Genomic DNA, 19,406 nt, shown 5'->3' on the forward strand with positions numbered 1-19,406 from the left:
GTCAATTTGTGGTCTGGAATTATTGCCTACAAATTCCTAGATAAAAAGCCCACTATTAGAGATTTTCAAGAAAAAAATCTACTTACAAATTTTGAACTTTTTCAAGATATTGCCGCTTAACTCACGTTATTTAACAAGTGTAATTTTGCAAAAATAAAAGATTTTTTTGGGCTTTTGAGCATAAGATATTCAAAAAAACTTTACTTTCGCAAAGTTTTTCAAAAATCAGAAAAAGATATGCGGTATTTAGGTTTGCTTGCCATTTGTACAACTACTCTCTTTGTTTTTTCTTGTAAAGAAAAAGATAAGGAAACAAAACAGAAAGCCGATAGTAGCAAAGTTCAGAAAATAGAAGAAAAACCTGTTCAAATAGATAGACTTGCTACCAGCCAAGCCGAAATTCTGGCGGCTCTTGTACCCCAAGACACTACAAAGTATGGAAAAATTATCAATAGTGATATTTTCAAAAAACATCAGGAAGCGTTCAACAAAGGTTGGGAAAATTTAGAAAGCAAATATTTGAGCAAAATTCGCCCTTGGCGAGATAAAGAACTTGCCGATATGAACAAAGAAGGCGTTACGGTATTTTATCCGTTCAGCGGTCCTGACATTCTCAATGCCTATAATCTTTTTCCTAATGCCGATAATTTCATAATGTTTGGCTTGGAAATGCCCGGGCTCTTGGAAAAAGACTTATACGCCAAAGATGATAAATTCACCAATGCCTATTTTGCTGATGTCCGCAATGCTTTGGAAGATATTTTTGCTCGTAATTACTTCATTACCAGCTATATGGGTTCGGATTTGTACCGCCGTGCTAATGGAGTTGCTCCGCTAATGTGTGTATTTTTGGCTCGTACAGGCAACGAAATTGTAAATATCCAACGGGTAGGTATAGACAAAGATGCTAAACCTATTTTCAAGGATATTTACACTTCCAAAGCAGATACTACTTATTTTGGATTGTTTTTTGAGGTCAAAAATAAAAATCGCAAAAATACTCAAAAAATTTACTATTTTTGGGGTGATGTGAGTGATTTTGCTCTTGTGAAAAAGCCTCAATTTGATAAATTCATTCGCAGTTTCCCCAATAAAGTGGGCTATTTGAAATCAGCCTCTTATGTTCTTTTCAACCCTAATTTTCAGATAGTTAAGAAAATTCTTTTGGAAGATACAAGCGTTATTTTCCAAGATGATACAGGTGTACCTTATCGCGATTTTGTAGCCGCAGGCAATTGGGATATACAACTTTATGGCAAATACTCGCGTCCTGTTGCCGATTTCGGTAGCTATACTCATCAACCTGACCTACGCGATGCTTTCAAAGATAGTAGTAAAGTGAAAAAAATTGATTTTCGCTATGGCTATCATTGGAAAACCGATGGGGCAAGTCTTATCGTTGCTCGTCGCAACAATAATCCGCCCAAGTATATCCAACCTACGGCAGAAGAACATTTGAAAAAATATCCACCTACAAAGAAAAAATAATGGTTTTTCTTTGATATTTTTGTGGGGCGGGCTTCGCCTTTGGCGAAGCCCGCCCCAACCTTTTCCTGATATGAAACTTCATCGTAATTTATGTGAGGCAATCATTAGAGCACTAGAAGCCATTTTCAACCAAAAACAATACGCCGATAAAGTTTTAGAGAAATTGCTCAAAAGCAACTCAAAATGGGGAGCAAGAGATAGGGCATTTATCGCTGAAAGCACCTACGAAATTGTACGCTGGTGGCGGAAACTTTTATTTTTGGCAAATGAGACTTATTACGAAAATGGCTCTAACTATGAAAATAGAGTTTTTTGGCGAGTTTTAGGGGTGCATTTACTTTTACAACATAAAAGCCTTCCTCCTTGGCAAGAGTGGCAAAATCTGTTTTTGAAAGAAATTGAGCAAAAAGCCTCAAATATTCGTGAAAGAGCCATTCAGCATTCCATTCCTGATTGGCTAGATAAGCTCGGAGAGCAAGAACTTGGAAAAGGTGCTTGGGAAAGAGAGTTAGAAGCCCTTAATAAGCCTGCCGAAGTAGTTTTGCGAGCTAATACGCTCAAAATCTCTGTTCAAGAGCTTCAAAAGCTTTTGCAAGAGCAAAAAATTGAAACAAAACTTACGCCACATAGCCCCGATGCTCTTATTTTAGCTACAAGACAAAATATCTTTCAAAATCCTTTATTCAAAGAAGGGTATTTTGAAGTGCAAGATGTAGGTTCGCAAGAAATTGGGCGTTTTTTGCGAGTGAAAGCAGGCGAACGTGTTGTAGATGCTTGTGCAGGTGCGGGTGGGAAAACCTTGCATTTGGCAAGTATGATGCATAACAAGGGCAGAATTATCGCAATGGATACAGAATCGTGGAAACTTGCCGAACTCAAAAAACGAGCCAAAAGAAATGGAATAGATATAATCGAAACTCGTCTCATTGAAAGTTCCAAAACCATCAAAAGATTAGCCAATTCAGCAGATAAACTACTTTTAGATGTGCCTTGCAGTGGTTTAGGGGTGCTTCGTCGCAATCCCGATGCCAAATGGAAACTATCAGAAAAGTTTTTGATAGAAGTACGAGAAAAACAAAGTCAGATTTTACAGCAATACTCACAAATGCTCAAAAAAGGAGGCTTTTTGGTGTATGCTACGTGCAGTATCTTACCTTCGGAAAATGAAAATCAGGTGAATAATTTTCTACTGCAAAACAAAAATTTTCGGCTTCTTGAAAGCAAACATCTTTTCCCTTCTGAGTATGGATTTGACGGCTTTTTTATGGCTTTATTAGAAAAAACAAATTAAAAAGGGCAAGTTAAACTTTGCCCTTTTGTATTTTAGCCCTCATACTTAATTTTGGTAACCTCTTCATCAATCATAAATCTACCAACGCCCTCTTCACCGATTACGTCAAAGAGTTCTAATGCACGGCGAGCCTTGAACTCTTCTTCAATTTGCTCTTGCAAGAACCAATGCAAAAACTTCTCTGTCATATAATCGTGATTTTTACGGCATATATCAATCAAACGATTGATAGCAAGGCTTGTTTCCACCTCCGATTCCAATGCTTTTTCAAAAACACTTCTGAAAGAATCAAAATCATTGGGAACGTTTTTTACATCAGGCGAAATAGCTGTGCCACCCATATCGGCTACATAACGAAATATTTTGAGCATATGCTCACGCTCCTCTTCAGCTTGCTTGTAGAAATATTCTGCACTATTATCGTAGCCGTTTCTATCGCACCAAGAACCCATTGCCAAATAGTGAGCCGAATTAAAGGCTTCCATTGCAATTTGGGCATTGAGGGCTTTTTCTATATCTTCCTTCAAAGAAGATTTCAAACGCATTACATCTTTCATACAGCTTAGGTTTTTACGAAGTTTATGTTTTTCTTTTGCAATAATACAAGTTTGCAAGTGTTTTAGTTTCCAAAAATCTCCCAAAAAGGCTAATTTATAGCAAGTCTAAATTTACAAAGAGGCTTTTTTCTTGCTCTTAAATACCTCTAAACCAGTTTTCAAATACTTTTCAAATTCTTTCACGTCAGGTTCATAGCCTTTGGGTGGGTTAACAAGCAAATTACCTTCCGTATCCAAAAGACAATAATAAGGCTGAGCAATATTATCAAAACGCTCTGCTTCAAAATGCAAGTTGATTTTTCCAATCGTTTTTTTTACTTTGCCATCAACTTTGGAAATTATCCACTCACTTTCAGGTAGTTCCGTTTTATCATCAGTATAAAGAGAAATAATCACATAGTCGTTTTTGAGCATAGAAAGAATTTCAGGCTTTACCCATACATATTCTTCCATTTTACGGCAATTAGCACAGCCGTGTCCTGTAAAGTCTAAAAAAACAGGTTTATTCACTTTTTTAGCATAAGCCATACCTTCTTTATAGTCAAAAAAACCTTTCAAGCCATAAGGTAGATGCAAAAAATCGCCATACTTCACTGATTTTGGGAAATCATCAGTCGCAGAAGCATCTGTATTGTAAGAAATCTTTTCAATTTGCGTATCTAAACTAAAATCTTGAGTAGTTTCAGGGGGAATAATACCGCTCAAAAGTTTCAAATTTGCCCCCCACAAACCGGGTAGCATATAAATCGTAAAAGCAGAAGCTAAAATCGCTACCAAAGTGCGTGGCACAGAAAGCCGTTCTATTTTGCTATCGTGAGGCAACTGAATAAAGCCAAACAAATACAAAGCTAATGCCCCAAAAATAGCTATCCAAATCGCTAAAAATACATCTCGGTTCAAGATACCCCAATGATGAGCCAAATCGGCAGTACTTAAAAACTTAAATGCCAAAGCAAGTTCCAAAAAACCTAAAAATACTTTCACCGTATTCAGCCAGCCCCCCGATTTAGGCAAACTTTTCATTGCCGTAGGAAATAGTGCAAAAAAAGTAAAAGGAATTGCAAAAGCAAGCGAATACGCTACCATTCCCACCAAAGGCTTTATCACTTCGCCTTGCACAGAAAGTAAAATAATGCTTCCCGCAATAGGAGCAGTACAAGAAAAAGACACCAAAACCAGCGTAAAAGCCATAAAAAATACCGCTCCATACCCACCGCCATCAGCTTTGCGGTCAATTTTATTTACAAAACTGCTGGGAAGTATAATTTCAAACATTCCAAGAAAAGACATTCCGAAAATGATAAAAATTGCAAAAAATATCAGATTCGGTATCCAATGCGTGCTGAAATCGTTATTAAACTCAATTCCGAAAGCTAATGACGTAAGAAGCCCCAATATCCCATAAATGATAATGATAGAAAATCCATAAATCAAGGCTTTGATAATTCCTTTTCGGCGGTTTGCTTTCATTTGGGCTTGTTGCTCGGCAAAGTCGGCTTGCAGATTGATAGGTTTATCTCCTTTCATAAAGATTGATACCGTCATTGGTATCATCGGATACACGCAAGGCGTGAGCAAAGCCAAAAAACCTGCCAAAAATGCCCCCAGAGCAAATAACCATATACTTCCTGTGTCTTGTTTTTGTGTTTTTTTATAGGTTGAAGTAGTGTTTTCTGTTTTTAGGTTGCTCTTGCTCGCCTGATTTTCAGTACTTGAGGTTTGAACAATATTTTTTTCTGTGCTATCGGTAAGCGGTTGATTTTTTGAAAGGTTTTCTTGATTTATCTTGTTGTTTTGAACTTGGGTGTCTTTGTCATTTTTTTTTTCAGGTGTGTTTTCGGCTTTAATGGTCAGATTACTGAAATTGAAATCATATTCGCAAGGAATGCACTGACCTGTTTTGTCGGAGCAAGTTTGATATTCAATAGTGCCTGCGAGTTTGAAGTCTTTTTTGAGAATTTTGACTTTTTGCCGAAATTCGCCTTTCTTTTTGAAAAAACGAACTTCCATTTCAAAAACGTTGTCGTATTTTTTCTCTGAATTGATTGCTTCTAAATTTCCTACCAAAGCATACGAGGAGTTTGGCTCAAATTTGAATTTCGTTACTTGCGGACCGCCTTCCTCAAAATCAGAGGAATAGACGTACCAGTCAGGTTTGGGAGTTACAAAAAAACTAATCGTAACTACATCACCAATTTTGGCTTCTTTGGGTGAGGCTTCCACTTGCCAAGTAGCACAATTCCCTTGTGCAAAAAGCTGTATGTTTGCAAATAGACCAAGAAAAGCAAGAAAAAAACGTAATTTCATAGCTTCGTAAAGATTTATTTTCTGGTTGTGGTTTAGAATGTATGATAGTCATAATTCCATTGTTGAAACATAATTTTGATAGCTGCTTCGTGATACTTGTCTTTTTTAGAAAAGCAAGTAGTTTTTCGTACCAAACGTCTATTTCTGGCTCGTAAAGCATTATTCACTCCCTCAATATGCCGCGTCAGATGTTTGCCAACTTGATGGTTTTGCCCTGCTAATACCTCTGCAAAAGCAGCCCAATTGTCGGTACAATACTGCTCAATTTCAATATCTTTAAGCATTTGAAGTAGTTTTTTAATTGTTTTAGCACTGCGATTGCCTATCACATAGCCTAAGACTTCATTCGTTTCAGGAGCATAGGCATAGAAAAGCCATCGCTTGTGCTTTTTCTTATGCTGAACATAAGACCAAAATTCGTCAATTTGAACACTTTTGTAGTGCTTTTGCTTGGGAGTTATCACACACTTTTCAGACTGTTTAAGTAGCTGATTTAACACACAAACACGACTGACTTGTAAGACCATAGCAATATCTCGTATGCCGCTATTTCTTAGCAACATACTCACTATCAGATGTTTAATTTTAGGGTCTGCTCCTTTGTACCGATAAGCCTGTTGAAACTGCTTACCACAAGATTTACACAAAAAATTTTGTGTTCCATCTTTTTTACGACCATTTTTCACTACCTTTGCACCTTGACAATGAGGGCAGTTTACTTTTGTTAATACTTTAGACATATTACAAAAATACGCCCTCTTTGTCTTTTACTAAAATATCATACAATCTTTACCACAACCTATTTTCTTTCTACATTCACAAAGAATAAATCCGTTCTAACGGAAAAAGGTTCGTTAAGGAGCGAATTATTTCCGCCTCGGGCATCAAAAATAATGGTTTCCCACTCCGTTGAGGCGTTGAGTATCATTTCTGTAGAACCAAATTTTACTACAATAGGCATACGAAAATCCTTTACATCAGCTTTGAAACGATATTGAAATTTTCCGCCCTCTATTTTATACTCAAAAGTGGGTATCTGCAAAAATTTAAGGTATTGTGTAAAAAAAGGTCGCAATTCTAAACCTGTTTTTTTGTTCCAAAAAGCAACGACTTCATCTGTATTTGTGTTTTTCCCTTTGAAAGTTTGATAAAACTCTTTCAAATAAGCAAACCATTTATCATCGCTGTTGATGATATTACGCAAAGTGTGTATCATTAAAGCCCCTTTGAAATACATATCGCTACTGCCTTCCTGATTTACGTGGCGAGGAGGTACAATAGGCACATCATTTTGAATAATTTTTTTCCAGCCGTTAGCGTATTCAAAGGCTTTGGCTTTGCCCCACATACATTCAACGTAAAGAGCCTCGGTGTAGGTGCAAAAGGCTTCGTGTATCCACATTTCGGCACGTTCATCAGCAGAAACGCTATTACCCCAGTATTCGTGTCCTGTTTCGTGAATAATGATGAAATCAAAAAGTTTGCCTATACCCGTGCTGGTAAGGTCGCCCCCTAAATACCCTTGTAAGTATTTGTTTCCATAAGCAATCGCCCCTTGATGCTCCATTCCTAAATAAGGCGTTTCTACAAGGGCAAAGCCGTCATTCCAGAAAGGATATTTATCAAAAAGTTTCTCATAACAGGCAAGCATCGGTTTTACCTGCTCAAACTGCTTTTGGGCTTTTTCTACATTTTCGGGTAAAACGTAATAATCCAGTGCAAGTTTTGAGCCATCTTGAGCAGTGTAAGTGTCTGTGAAATGAGAATATTTGGCAACATTCAGCGTGATGTTGTAATTATTTATTGGGTAGCTTACTTTCCATACATACCTTGCGTAGCCATCTGAAAGGGTTTCGGTTTTGATTAAATTTCCATTTGCTACCGCTACCAATCCCGACGGAACTTCATAAGTGAGTTTTACACTATCAGGTTTATCCGACCAGTGGTCTTTGTTTGGAAACCAAACACTTGCCCCTACATTCTGACAAGCTACGCCAATCCAAGGATTGCTCTGCTTATCTTTTTGCCACACAAAACCGCCGTCCCAAGGGGCTTTTTTAGCTTCTTGTGGCGTTCCTTCATAGATAATTGTAACTTTTTCTGTACTACCTTTTCTTTGCCTTTTGGAGAAACGCACCCGAACAGCTCTTTCTTCTCTTTTGAAAGGCACAGATTTTTTACCCCATAAAATTTTTTTGATTTGTAGTTCAGGGGCTAAATCTATTTGTATTTCTTGGGCATCTTGGGTGAGCGTGTAAATAATTGTATTTTGCCCTGAAATAAACTTTTTCTCGGGATTTATTCGTAATTGCAAATCATAATATTTTACATCATAACAAGCTCTTGCGGGGTATAAATATCCCAAAAGACTATCTTTGCGAGTGAATTGGGCTTTTATACCCAAAGGAAAAGTAAAAAATACAAAAAGCCAAAATTTATTCATTCTTGTTTGGGTTTCCCTTTGAGGTGTTTTACTTGAAGGTGCTTGCGTGTCATTTCTGTATCTATTAGTCTTGCTTCGGCGGCACTATCATCTTCAATATCTTTCACGTATCGCATACGTAAGCGAACAGCTTGAGCTTTTCTGACCATTCGCATATTAAGCATTTCTACAAATAAAGCGAAAAACATAGCAAAATAAACATAGCCTTTTGAAACTTCTTTTTCTAATCCCTCCATAATTAGTACCGTTCCAATCATCACCAAAAACGCCAAAGCAAGCATTTTTACAGTGGGGTTTCGGCTTACAAAATCATTGACAGGATTGGCAAAAAATATCATTACCATCATTGAAAGTACCACAGCAATAATCATTATCCACAAATTTTCAGGTTTAGAGGCATCAACCATACCGATAGCTGTCAGAATAGAATCAAAAGAAAAGACGATATTCAAAAGAGCTATTTGCACAATTACCCCAACAGGAGAAGTCCCTTTGCCATCTGCTTTGATAACCTCTTCGTGTCCTTGCAACTTGTGGTGAATTTCGGCAGTAGCCTTGTAAATCAGGAAAAGTCCTCCTGCTAAAAGAATTAAATCTCTGCCACTGGGGTGAAAGTCGTAATCAATGACGGGGAGTTGCCAATGAAAAAGAGGCTTGGTTAGTCCGATTATAAATGAAAGTAAAAAAAGTAAAAGAACACGAGGGAGAATCGCAATGATTAAGCCAATGTTAGTAGTTTTTTTGCGTTGAGATTTTTCTAACTTATTAGCAATCACAGAAATAAAAATGATATTATCAATCCCAAGCACTACTTCCATAAGCGTAAGGGAGATAATCGCAATGAGCGACTCGGTAGTGAGTAAATGGCTAATAACTTCGTTCATAAACAGAATGGTTACATTGGCAAAAGTAAAAAAATTTGTCAAAACTCTGCTTTTGTTCTTTATTTTTTAGTAAGGGGATTTTTCTTTTTCAGCCTTTTTTCTAAAAAATTCCTGTAAGAATTTTCAAAGGAGAAGTTCTGATAATTCAAAACTTTATCGCTTGATAACCAAATAGTTGCTTACTGATTTTGAACCATCGTTGAAGTCAATGACGTAAAAATAAGTTCCATCGGGTAGGTTTTCGCCTGCGTGCAGACCTATGTTAGCAGTACCGTTCCAATCGTTGCGGTAATTTTCATTCTGATACACTAAATTTCCCCATCGGTTGTAAATTTTAACACTCACCTTTTTTCCCTCAATACCTTCAATTTTGAAACTATCATACAAACCATCTCCATTCGGAGAAAATGCTTCAGGAATAAAAATTCTATCGCTACCATTTACTACGATACAAACATTTGCTTTACTACAAGCATTTTGCATATCGCAAAGAGTATATTCAAAGCAATCTGTGCCTGCAAAAGCATAAGCAGGCGTATATGTGAAAGTTCCATTGGGTTCTATTTTAATAGTTCCTTGTGAGGCAGTAGTAAAAGTACCTGACTGATAGGTCAACTGGTCGCCGTCAATATCAGAGTCATTGCTTACCAAAGTTCCTGAAAAAGGTTGGCTTTGAGTAGTCGTAAATTCATCGTTTTGAGCCACAGGAGCGTCATTGATAGGACGAATCGTAATGCTTACGTTAGCTTGTGAGCAATTGTTTTGTAAATCACAAACCTTGTAAGTAAATTGTACTACACCATTGAAATTTGCATTAGGAATGTATGTAAAATTTCCGTTGGGAAGCAAAGTGAGCTTACCATTTTGTACAGCCGTACCACCACTTAAAAGACTGCAAGAAAGTTCGTTAAGGGGACTATCAGGGTCTGAATCATTGGTAAGAATATTTCCCTGTAAAGAATTGTCCTCGTCCATCATAAAACTATCAGCACTCGCCACAGGAGGCTGACTTTGTACATTGATAGTTACCAAAGCCTGCGAGCAAGCATTATGAGTATCACAAACCTGATACACAAAAGTAACTATTCCTGTAAAATTAGGATTAGGCTGATAAGTAAATGAACCATTTGGATTAAAAACAAGCGTTCCGTTAGCCCCCGCCGAAGAAGGATTAACAAGAGAGAAAGTTAATTCTGCAGAAGTATTATCCTCATCGCTATCGTTCAGGGCAACATTCCCGCTTAATAAAGTATTAGCGGGGGTTGTAAAACTATCATTTACCGCCACAGGAGCATCATTCACGGGATTTATTGTAATCGTTGCCGTTGCTGTTGTACAAAGCACAGGACTACCATTATCACAAACCTGATAAGTAAAACTTACCACGCCATTGAAATTCAAATTTGGTGTGTAAGTGAATGTACCATCGGCATTCAATACCAACGTACCATTTGCCGATGCCGTGCCTCCACTTACTAATGTGTAGGTCAAGGTCTGTGTAGTTTCAGGGTCGCCGTCGTTATCATTCAAACTGACATCACCACTTAAAACATTGTCCTCGTTTGTTGTAAAGCTATCATTTACCGCCGTAGGAGTATCATTCACAGGATTTATTGTTATCGTTGCCGTTGCCGTTGCACAAAGCACAGGGCTACCATTATCACAAACCTGATAAGTAAAACTTACCACACCATTGAAATTCAAATTTGGTGTGTAAGTGAATGTACCATTGGTATTCAAAACCAATGTACCATTTGCTGTTGCCGTACCTCCGCTTACTAATGTGTAGGTCAAGGTCTGTGTAGTTTCGGGGTCGCCGTCGTTATCATTCAAACTAACATTGCCACTTAAAATGCTATCTTCATTTGTCGTAAAACTATCATTTTGAGCAATAGGGGCATCATTAACAGGTAAAACTTGAATGGTGATTACTGCCGTAGCACACTGGTTAGTGGGTTGTCCATTATCGCAAGCTGTGTAGGTGTAAGTGTCTGTACCATTAAAGTTTAAGGGGGGAGTGTAAGTAAAAGTTCCATTTGTATTTATTACAATCGTCCCTCCTTGCGAAGTGGAAAAAGTGCCTGCCTGATAAGTAAGGGTAAGACTTTCTAGATCGCTATCATTTCCTACAACAGAGCCGCTCAAAGGCATATCTTCTGCTGTGGTAAAATTATCATTTTGAAGCGAGGGAGGTAAGTTGCAAGCAAGAATGAAAACAGGTGTAGCTGAAAAAAGACTACCTGTATTGCCTGATGTTGCACCATTGGCAGGAAATTCGGTCAATGCGGCAGAGGTAGTTGTACCATTCACCCCTCCCGAAACATTTTTCACTGAAAGGTCAGAAGTAGCTAAAACAGCTATTACACCGCCTCCGCCCCCCCCACCGGGTCCTTGGGCTTGGTTGGTTGTAATCAGTTGATTGCCTCCATTTCCTCCCCTTGCTTGAATAGTAAGGTTACTCACGTTGGTAGCTTTAATAACTACCGTTCCGCCGCCGCCACCGCCACCTGCACCATCAGCGTGAGTAGCCGTAGTGTTTGCACCATTTTCACCATTAGCGAGGATTTGTCCGTTTCCTGTAATTTGGTTGGCAATAATAAAAATTATTCCACCGCCATTGCCACCTCTACCGCCTGCATTGTTATTTTGGTCGCCTGCACCGCCACCGCCTCCCAAGAATACTCGGTTTTCGGGGTTAATAGTAAGTGGTCTTCCTCCCAATCCTCCGTGAGGTCGGCGGTTATCACTTGCCCAAGCGGCACTGCCCGGTGCCAGTGTTAAAGCATTCTGATTAGAGGTAGAAGTTGTATAACCGCCTCTCCCTCCGCCTGACGAGTTGGTAAGTGCATTGCCATTAGCAATATAATCGGGGTCTAAACTCCAAGCGGCACTGCCCGTACAAGCACTACACATTACCCCCGCTCCACGGAACCAATTAGCAGGAACTCCACCATTGGCACCACCGCCCCCTCCTCCGTTGTTTCCATTACCGCCGCCCCCACCATTGGCAGGTGCTCCTCTGCCAAATCGTCCTCCCAAGGCAGTATATTCAGTCTGATAACCAGCTATACTCTCTCCTTTTTCTGCCCCCGCAGTGGCATTGGGGGAAAAATAAATCGTTTGATTGTTTGCGGTGCTATTCTCTAACGCACCTCCTCTGAACCCCAAAGCCGAAACATTGATTATGCCGTTATGTTGCAGATTTTGAGCATAAATAGCCACAATTCCTCCTCTTGTACCATTCCAAGCAGGAGCAGTAACGGTACTTCCCGCTGAAATTGTAAGGTTCTGATATTGAGGTACTCTAACAACTTGTGTTCTACCCGCAGTAGTGTAATTATATCTTAAAGGACAAGAAAGACTTATTACATTGCCTACCACTTGCGTAACATATACAAATTCGTAATTACCTGCTCCGTTGTAGGCAGTAATATTGCCGTAGTTGATAGAATTTGAATTGTCAATGCTTGCTCCTTGCATTTGAATAATAAGAAGCAAATCTCCTCTTTCCAAAGGCTGAGGGTTGTTGAGGTCAGCTACGTTGGTAACCGTAATTTGTGTATTTCCTACGGATGCATTGGTTTGTAAAACTGCATACTGATTAAGTACGATACTTGGAATGCTAATAGTTTGAGAGCCTAATTTACCAAATTGAGCAGTAGAATAATCAAAAAGAAGCCATAGAAATAATACAATAAGTAGATGCCGTTTTTTCATAGGTGTCCTTGCCTTTTACAAGCTATCCAATAGACAAAAAGGCAGAACTTAGGTTCTGCCTTCTCACTTACATTCATTGAAATAAATTATTCTTGTTTTTGGAGTTTCACGGTAATGATATTTGCAGGTTTGCCTGCTGCGGCTATATTCACACGCAACTCCAAGTTGGGAGATGCAAGCGAGGTTTCAAAAGTATAAGGAGCATTGCTGTTGGTGAATTTAGAAGTTCCTGATGGTGTAGCTGTTAAGGTATTAGCACTAGCGTCATATACATAAGTACCCGTTTCAGCATTTGCTCCTGTGTTATTTTTGAACTCATAGTTACTATCACCAAACATAGCTGTACCATTTACCATATCGGCAAGGCTCGCAGGAGTAGCACCCGCAGAGTTGGTAACAGAAACGATTTTCCAATTTCCTTTTAGGCTAGGAGTAGAGGTCCCCTTATCTTTCTTCTTACATTTTCCTGCAGAGAAAACTATTCCCAAAAGAGCTACAAAGAGTAGAATTTTCGTGCTTTTCATAAAATTACCAGTTTTAAGGTTTTACTTGAACAAATTATTAGTGCAATATAAGCGATTTTTTTGAAAACTACCAAAAAAAATTTTGATTTTTTTTGCAAAACCCGTCATTTATTTCTTGGAAGGTACTTGGTATTACCTGAATGCAACAAGTTCAAACTTAAAAGTTCTATCAGGTATTCTGCCATTGATGGTTCTACCTTTGCGGGTAAAAGTAAAATGTAAGCTACTTGCATCTAATTTTGTTACGGTAGCCTTTACTTGTCCATCAAAATCAATGATAGAAAAAGCGGCATCATCAAAACCCCAACGTCCTTCGGGTAATGGAAACGCTTCATAACCATTACTAACGTAGTACTTTTCAGCTTCAAACTTAATGGTAAAACCATTATATTTAGCTACATCATCAGCGGGCAAGCCATTTTCCGTAACCTCTACCTTTTGCATTATCCAAAGTTTTTGGATAGTTTCTCGCAAACTTACAGGTTCTACAAATTCATACTTCTTACAAGCAAAAAGTAATCCCAAAAAAGGTAAAATCAGCAAAATATTTTTTCTCATAAGCCTTAAAATTTTGAAAATCAATTTTTTATTTTTGAAAACCTGTAAGTTTGTCATAAAACTCACAGGTTTTAGGTTTTATTCAGTGATAACTAATTTTCTTGTGAAAGTTTTTCCTTCAAAATTAAGTTGCAAAATATACATTCCTTTTGATAAACGAGTATTTACTTGCAAGTTTCTACCGTTGATAGTAAGCGTTTGCTCATCTACTATTTTCCCTTGCAAATCTACAATACGCATCTGTGCGGAAGTATAGAGATTATCACTCAAGCGAATGGTAAATTTGCCCTGCGAAGGGTTTGGATAAACTACTGCTCCACTAATATCGTTGGGTTCATCAAGAGCAAGCAAATAAGCATCACGGAAATTGGTAGCCTCAAACCAACGCTCTCCGAATTCTTGTCGGAACATATTAGCAATTTTGGCATCGTGAATGATGAGCAGGTTTTCGTCGTTATTATTTTCAGCGGAACTTGTCCAATTGAAAGAACCTGTAACCACCATTGGGTCGGAGGTGGTGCGTACTGCATCAATTACAGCGTACTTGTGATGAAATTGACGTGTAACTCCACTTGGGTAAGTCTGCACATTCACTCCTCTATCACGAAGCCAAATAAAATCACTTCCCGAAACTACATTATCGGCTACGGCATTTTCATCTTCAATCAAGCCTTTTACGTCCCAACCTACATTTTGCATAGAATCAATGGGTACTCGCAATTCGTCGGCTGTAAGAATAAGCAATCCGAAACGCAAATCGTTATCCGTGCTATAAATGGCATTCCGAATAGCATTGGTAGGACCATCGGTAGGTGAAAAATATAGTTCTACCAATCTATCTCCAATAATAAACTTAGAAGGTGTATTTTTGATTTTCTGCCCACCAAAGCGAGAACGAGCCTGTCTATCAAAATCAGAATGGCTTGGCGAAGCCTGCGTACTATTCGGATTTACAGGACCTTCGCCCCACATTTCGTCAAATTCTGCTCTGTAAGCCCGAGCCAGGGCTTGGTCTTGAATGATTAAGAAATTATTTGGGTCATCAAAAAGTCCGTTATTGGTAAAATTCCCCGAACCTGTAATTACATAAGAGTTTAAGCGGCTGTTGGGGTCTATTACAATAAATTTATTATGATTACCTGTACCTGTGCGTTGTAAAGCCGCAGGACCGCTTGCGTTTCTATCTCTCATACGAGGGATATTATTAAGTAGTGGGTGGGCTAAATTAGCTAATTCCCCACCAAAAATATAACGCACCTGTACCCCTCTTGCTCTTGCATTTTGCAGAGCAGTAGCAATTTTAGCAGAACCCGCAATATTGGCATTGTAAATACACACATCAACAGAGGTGGTGGCTCTATCAATGTAGCTTGCAAAAATTTCATCAATATTATTCACTACCGTAGCTACTGCACCATTACGAGAAAGTGAAGCATCAACAGGCTTATTGAAAAATACTTTTATTTCTCCTGTGGATTCCGAAGCAGTAGTATAAACATCGGTAAAGGTTACTTTTTTACCATTAGCATTTTCACAAAATATTTCCACAAAGTAAGGGGTAGCAACATTCAGACCCGTAAGGCGTGCTATGTGGTCAAGTTTGAAATTGTTATCTACAATTTCTCCTACAAAAGTAGTGTCATAATCGGCAATATAGTTAGTAGGGTCAGAAGTATTTACACCCACAAGGAAAATATTTCCCCAACGCACTCGCGATTTGGCACTTTGATTGGTTGAAAATTTGAGTTCAAAAGAAGTAGTTTGAATGTTTGTTTGCTCAACTTTTTCCAAAGCTAAACCTACTTCAAAATCTTTGATGCCTCGCACTACAATTTGGTAAGCGGAGGCAAATTGTCCTAAATTTCCTGTAATACTTACCAAACCACGAGGAACTTCCACACCCACCAAGCTATTGCCAGGGTTGATACGCATTACAGGTCCTGCGTTACAATCTGCTGAAACAGGAAAACAATTTCCTGCTACTCTGTTATTCGGTTCATCAATATCGTAACTTCTACCTGCAGAACCGCTACCAAAAATTCTATCGCCTGTATCAATAAGCATATCTTCTATTTTCACCAACATACTTTCCAAAGGTTCTGCCACAGCGGGGTTCTGCAAATCTGCAAAACTTACCACAATTGGAGCAGGTACGGGCTTATTACTTGCTATCACCTGAATATTGAGCGGCTCAACAAGTTGTTTTAGGTTATTGAACTCTGCTAAAACACCCGTAATAACGATACTATCACCGGGTTTAAGAGCCTGCAAAGCTGGTGCCGAGGGAGTGCCTTGTGCAAAAATATTTAATCCTCCTGTGGCATCTTGAAAGCATCGGGTTCGGTTGCGATTATCAAACAAAGCATCGTTGGTTACAATGCCTGTAACGGTTACGGTAGTGCCATTCGCTTTCAGGCGAGCCGTTCCAATAGGCTCAAGAGTTTGCGATAGTGCAATGTTTGCAATAAATAGCGTGAGAAATAGATAAATTTTTTTCATACGAAATGAGTTTTTTTACTCTTTGCCCCCCTCCCACATTGAAAGGGGGAATTGAGAGAATTCATTATTTTTGAATGATTAAGCGTTTTACAAATCTTACATTTTCATTGCTGAATTGCAAGAAATATAAGCCATTAGGCAATTTTTCTACATTGATAGTTTCATTACTAATGAACTCGCCAACTTTTCTACCTGTAACATCTTGCAAGGTTATTTGATATGCTCCACTCGTTTGAACTTGTATAAACTTACTAGCAGGATTAGGAAAAACAATCGTTTGAGCCGCAAGTTCATCGGCAATAGAAAGCGGAGCAAGCTGTTTGCCTTCGGTGCTTACAATAGCCGTAAGTGCATTAGCGGAATGTTGCAAATTAACAGGTTTTAAGCCATTTACATCTGATTTAGGCTCAAAACGAACAGAAATGGTTACATTGTTATTATTCACTTCGGCAGGGGTGAAAGTGAGTGTTGAAACAAAATTCGTTCCGTCTTTTGAAAGCGAATAGTTTTGATTATCATTGTTTGTAACTACTAAGTTTTCTGAAAGTCCTACTGCCGAGAAAGTATAAGTTTGAGGGGTAGCAAGTTGGTCTTTGGGCGTATCAGGGAAATTGGCAAGTGTGGCATTTACAACCCCTCTGACTGCAACGTTTTCGGTAAGTGTTCCTGATGTATTGGTAATGTTGGCTATCAAGATTTTAGCGTTTGTATTGCTTGCCGCTAAACGTACATTGATAGTAGTATTTGGAACATTACCACTCGTAGGCACCAACGTTACAGAACTTGCATAAGTGGCATCAGTGCTTCTTTTAATTTCAAAACCCGCAGGAGCAGTAATTACTAAGTTTGAAGTAAGATTGCTTGCCGAAACAATGTAATCCTGCACCGCAGAAGCTGTATTAGTATTGGTAGAAAATGGGTTCAAAGAAGCAGGATTTACATTGATAACAGGGCTGGTATTAGGAGGAGTTACCTGAGCCCAAGTAATACCTACACGAAGCTCATCTATTTCAATATCACCTGTTCCAACTCCCGAAGTGTTTGAATTACGAATGCAAATACTTTCTATATCTGTGGGGGTAGATGTTCCAAAGGTGGAGATAAAAGTTGGAGTAGGCTCAGGAGAACCCGGTACAGGGTTTATGAATATAGATGAATTCTGCGTAGCAAAGTCGTATTTTATTACTACAAAATAATTGGTATTGATGGCTAAATCTTGGGGTGAAGAGCCGTAAATGTTAGCTGCTGTGGGTGTACCTCCTCCTTTACTCAAAACACCTAACTGATAGGTATTAGCCGCCGAACCCTGACGGATGTGTACACGGGCAACAAAATTGAAGGTTGTAAAGGTTGTGCCTGCCTCTTCTGCAAAGTGTAAAAAGTATGTACCTATGTTGGTATTCGTCTGGAATTTGGAAACATCACTCACACGCATTACAAATGATGAGTACACTACACCACTTGTAAGAGACGTAAAACCTTTGTTCAAATCCTCACTTTGGGTGGAAAGCATTTGAATTTTATTCCCTGTGGCAGTTTCTAAACCCGAATAATTCAAATTGCCCGCTATACGTTGCACCTGATTAGGAGTACCATTATGAACATTCCAACCATTTTGCCCATTCAAGTTACCAGTTCCTGCAAAAGGCTCATATACAGGAGTAAAAGGTGCTGAAACCGTGCCGCTTACTGCTACATTTTGAGTCGTTGCTCCTCCGCCTGCATTGGCTACATTTCCGCTCACAGGTCCCACAGGGGCAGAAGCCGCTATACGCACATAAATAGTAGTAGCAGATAGGGTGCCGCTATTGTAAGCCACATTCAAACTTGCTGAAAAGGTTGAATTATCCGTAGAAACTTCAAAATTGGCAGGTGCTGTAACCGTAATATTACCTGATGCAGGCGTTAGACTCGAGCCGCTCAAAGTGTAAGTTTGTGAGCCAGAAGGTGTTCCTGAGCTTGTAGAAAAACCTGAAAGAGAAGCAGGTGTTACCGTTAGAGCGGGCGTAAGAGGATTTACCGTGCCACTTACAGCCACATTTTGGGTAGTAGCTCCTCCACCTGCATTGGCTACGTTTCCGCTCACAGGTCCTGCAGGGGCAGAAGCCGCTATGCGTACATAAATAGTAGTAGCGGATAGGGTGCCGCTATTGTAAGCCACATTCAAACTTGCTGAAAAGGTTGAATTATCCGTAGAAACTTCAAAATTGGCAGGTGCTGTAACCGTAATATTACCCGATGCAGGCGTTAGACTCGAGCCGCTCAAAGTGTAAGTTTGTGAGCTAGATGCTGAACCTACGGTAGTAGTAAAACCCGATAAAGAAGCAGGTGAAACAGTAAGGGTGGGTGTGGCAGCCGCTGAGGTTACATCTGCCCAAGTAGTGCCTACACGAATGTAATCAACTTCCCCAGAGGGAGCATTGGCGGCAGTACCTTGTCTAATGGCAAATCTTCTTAACTCTGTTAAAGTTCCTGTACCAGCGGTGGCTGTAACTTCGGGAGTACCCGGCTCTGTAAGTGGTACGGAACTTGAAAAAACGAACACAGAAGCAACATCATCAGCAACATCTGTGGCGTTAGTTCCAAAATCGTATTTGAGAACCACAAAGTAGTTTGTCCCTAATGTAAGCGTAGTACTACTTGCATTATACACAGCTGTAGTTCCCCCTGATCCTCCTTTGGCTAATCCGAGTTCATAGCCGCCTGTTTTGGTTCTAGCAAAAAGACGAGCATGAAAAAAAGTGCCATTGTTAGAAAAATGTGCAAAATAATCACCGGTTGTATTTACCGCCGTAATTTTCATAATAAACCCTGCATAAAGAGTGCCAGAAGTAACATCTGTAAATTGCCTGTAAATATCTTGTCCTGTGTTGCTAAATGTTGCTTTACCAGCATTTGTAGGGTAACTTCCAAAACTTAAACTACCTGATGCATCGTATTGTACATTTGGAGAACCAGCTGTTTGCTCTGTCCAATTGGCAGAGCCAACCGTAGTTAATGCCCCATTACTAGCACCATAGTTAAATTCTTCAGTAAAAATCTGCCCCATCGCACGCTCTCCTACAACCCAAAACAAAAGCAGTAGGTAGAATATTTTTGTGTAGAAATTTTGTTTCATAAAATACAGTTTTATTGTTC

At 39.1% G+C, this 19,406-nt stretch carries 12 protein-coding genes; 2 read left to right on the plus strand and 10 right to left on the minus strand.

What is annotated here, in order from left to right:
- Nucleotides 1-237: 237 nt before the first annotated feature.
- Nucleotides 238-1,488 (plus strand): hypothetical protein, encoded by a 1,251-nt coding sequence (locus tag Rain11_RS08065; protein WP_133121541.1) that lies wholly within the window; start codon nt 238-240, stop codon nt 1,486-1,488.
- A 10-nt stretch (nt 1,489-1,498) separates the two neighbouring features.
- Complete coding sequence (locus Rain11_RS08070; protein ID WP_317042753.1) at nt 1,499-2,779, plus strand: RsmB/NOP family class I SAM-dependent RNA methyltransferase; 1,281 nt, start codon at nt 1,499-1,501, stop codon at nt 2,777-2,779.
- A 32-nt stretch (nt 2,780-2,811) separates the two neighbouring features.
- On the opposite strand, the gene Rain11_RS08075 is transcribed toward Rain11_RS08070, so the two are convergent.
- The 10 genes from Rain11_RS08075 to Rain11_RS08120 all read right to left on the minus strand — a co-directional run bounded on the left by Rain11_RS08075 (nt 2,812) and on the right by Rain11_RS08120 (nt 19,386).
- Nucleotides 2,812-3,336, minus strand: a complete 525-nt coding sequence (locus Rain11_RS08075) for a ferritin (protein ID WP_101358848.1) — start codon at nt 3,334-3,336, stop codon at nt 2,812-2,814.
- 111 nt (nt 3,337-3,447) lie between these two features.
- Nucleotides 3,448-5,643 carry a protein-disulfide reductase DsbD family protein gene (locus tag Rain11_RS08080; protein WP_101358849.1) on the minus strand — a complete coding sequence of 732 codons (2,196 nt, stop codon included), beginning with the start codon at nt 5,641-5,643 and terminating at the stop codon, nt 3,448-3,450.
- Nucleotides 5,644-5,675: 32 nt separating this feature from the next.
- Complete coding sequence (locus Rain11_RS08085; protein ID WP_101358850.1) at nt 5,676-6,383, minus strand: IS1 family transposase; 708 nt, start codon at nt 6,381-6,383, stop codon at nt 5,676-5,678.
- Between the two features lie 59 nt (nt 6,384-6,442).
- A complete protein-coding gene (locus tag Rain11_RS08090; protein WP_101358851.1) occupies nt 6,443-8,086 on the minus strand; it encodes a M1 family metallopeptidase in 1,644 nt (547 codons plus the stop codon).
- A complete protein-coding gene (locus Rain11_RS08095) occupies nt 8,083-9,012 on the minus strand; it encodes a TerC family protein (RefSeq protein WP_243390567.1) in 930 nt (309 codons plus the stop codon). Before Rain11_RS08095 ends, Rain11_RS08090 begins: the two co-directional genes overlap by 4 nt.
- 111 nt (nt 9,013-9,123) lie before the next feature.
- On the minus strand, nt 9,124-12,687 hold the full coding sequence (locus Rain11_RS08100) for an Ig-like domain-containing protein (protein ID WP_133121542.1): 3,564 nt from the start codon (nt 12,685-12,687) through the stop codon (nt 9,124-9,126).
- An 86-nt stretch (nt 12,688-12,773) separates the two neighbouring features.
- Entirely contained in the window at nt 12,774-13,211 is a 438-nt protein-coding gene (locus Rain11_RS08105) for a hypothetical protein (RefSeq protein WP_101358853.1), read from the minus strand.
- A 132-nt stretch (nt 13,212-13,343) separates the two neighbouring features.
- The gene (locus Rain11_RS08110; protein ID WP_133121543.1) at nt 13,344-13,769 is read right to left on the minus strand and encodes a hypothetical protein; all 426 of its coding nucleotides are present in this window, start codon (nt 13,767-13,769) and stop codon (nt 13,344-13,346) included.
- Between the two features lie 78 nt (nt 13,770-13,847).
- The gene (locus tag Rain11_RS08115; RefSeq protein ID WP_101358855.1) at nt 13,848-16,268 is read right to left on the minus strand and encodes a phospholipase D-like domain-containing protein; all 2,421 of its coding nucleotides are present in this window, start codon (nt 16,266-16,268) and stop codon (nt 13,848-13,850) included.
- Nucleotides 16,269-16,332: 64 nt separating this feature from the next.
- Entirely contained in the window at nt 16,333-19,386 is a 3,054-nt protein-coding gene (locus Rain11_RS08120) for a T9SS type A sorting domain-containing protein (protein WP_101358856.1), read from the minus strand.
- Nucleotides 19,387-19,406: the final 20 nt, after the last annotated feature.

The sequence above is a fragment of the Raineya orbicola genome (assembly GCF_002843425.1).
In the GTDB taxonomy this organism is placed as follows: Bacteria; Bacteroidota; Bacteroidia; order Cytophagales; family Thermonemataceae; genus Raineya; species Raineya orbicola.

Coding starts and splice junctions, on each gene's coding strand:
- Rain11_RS08090 (WP_101358851.1), bottom strand. CDS start 8,086: ATGAATAAATTTTGGCTTTTTGTATTTTTTACTTTTCCTTTGGGTATA.
- Rain11_RS08110 (WP_133121543.1), bottom strand. CDS start 13,769: ATGAGAAAAAATATTTTGCTGATTTTACCTTTTTTGGGATTACTTTTT.
- Rain11_RS08115 (WP_101358855.1), bottom strand. CDS start 16,268: ATGAAAAAAATTTATCTATTTCTCACGCTATTTATTGCAAACATTGCA.
- Rain11_RS08120 (WP_101358856.1), bottom strand. CDS start 19,386: ATGAAACAAAATTTCTACACAAAAATATTCTACCTACTGCTTTTGTTT.
- Rain11_RS08080 (WP_101358849.1), bottom strand. CDS start 5,643: ATGAAATTACGTTTTTTTCTTGCTTTTCTTGGTCTATTTGCAAACATA.
- Rain11_RS08100 (WP_133121542.1), bottom strand. CDS start 12,687: ATGAAAAAACGGCATCTACTTATTGTATTATTTCTATGGCTTCTTTTT.
- Rain11_RS08105 (WP_101358853.1), bottom strand. CDS start 13,211: ATGAAAAGCACGAAAATTCTACTCTTTGTAGCTCTTTTGGGAATAGTT.
- Rain11_RS08065 (WP_133121541.1), top strand. CDS start 238: ATGCGGTATTTAGGTTTGCTTGCCATTTGTACAACTACTCTCTTTGTT.
- Rain11_RS08085 (WP_101358850.1), bottom strand. CDS start 6,383: ATGTCTAAAGTATTAACAAAAGTAAACTGCCCTCATTGTCAAGGTGCA.
- Rain11_RS08075 (WP_101358848.1), bottom strand. CDS start 3,336: ATGAAAGATGTAATGCGTTTGAAATCTTCTTTGAAGGAAGATATAGAA.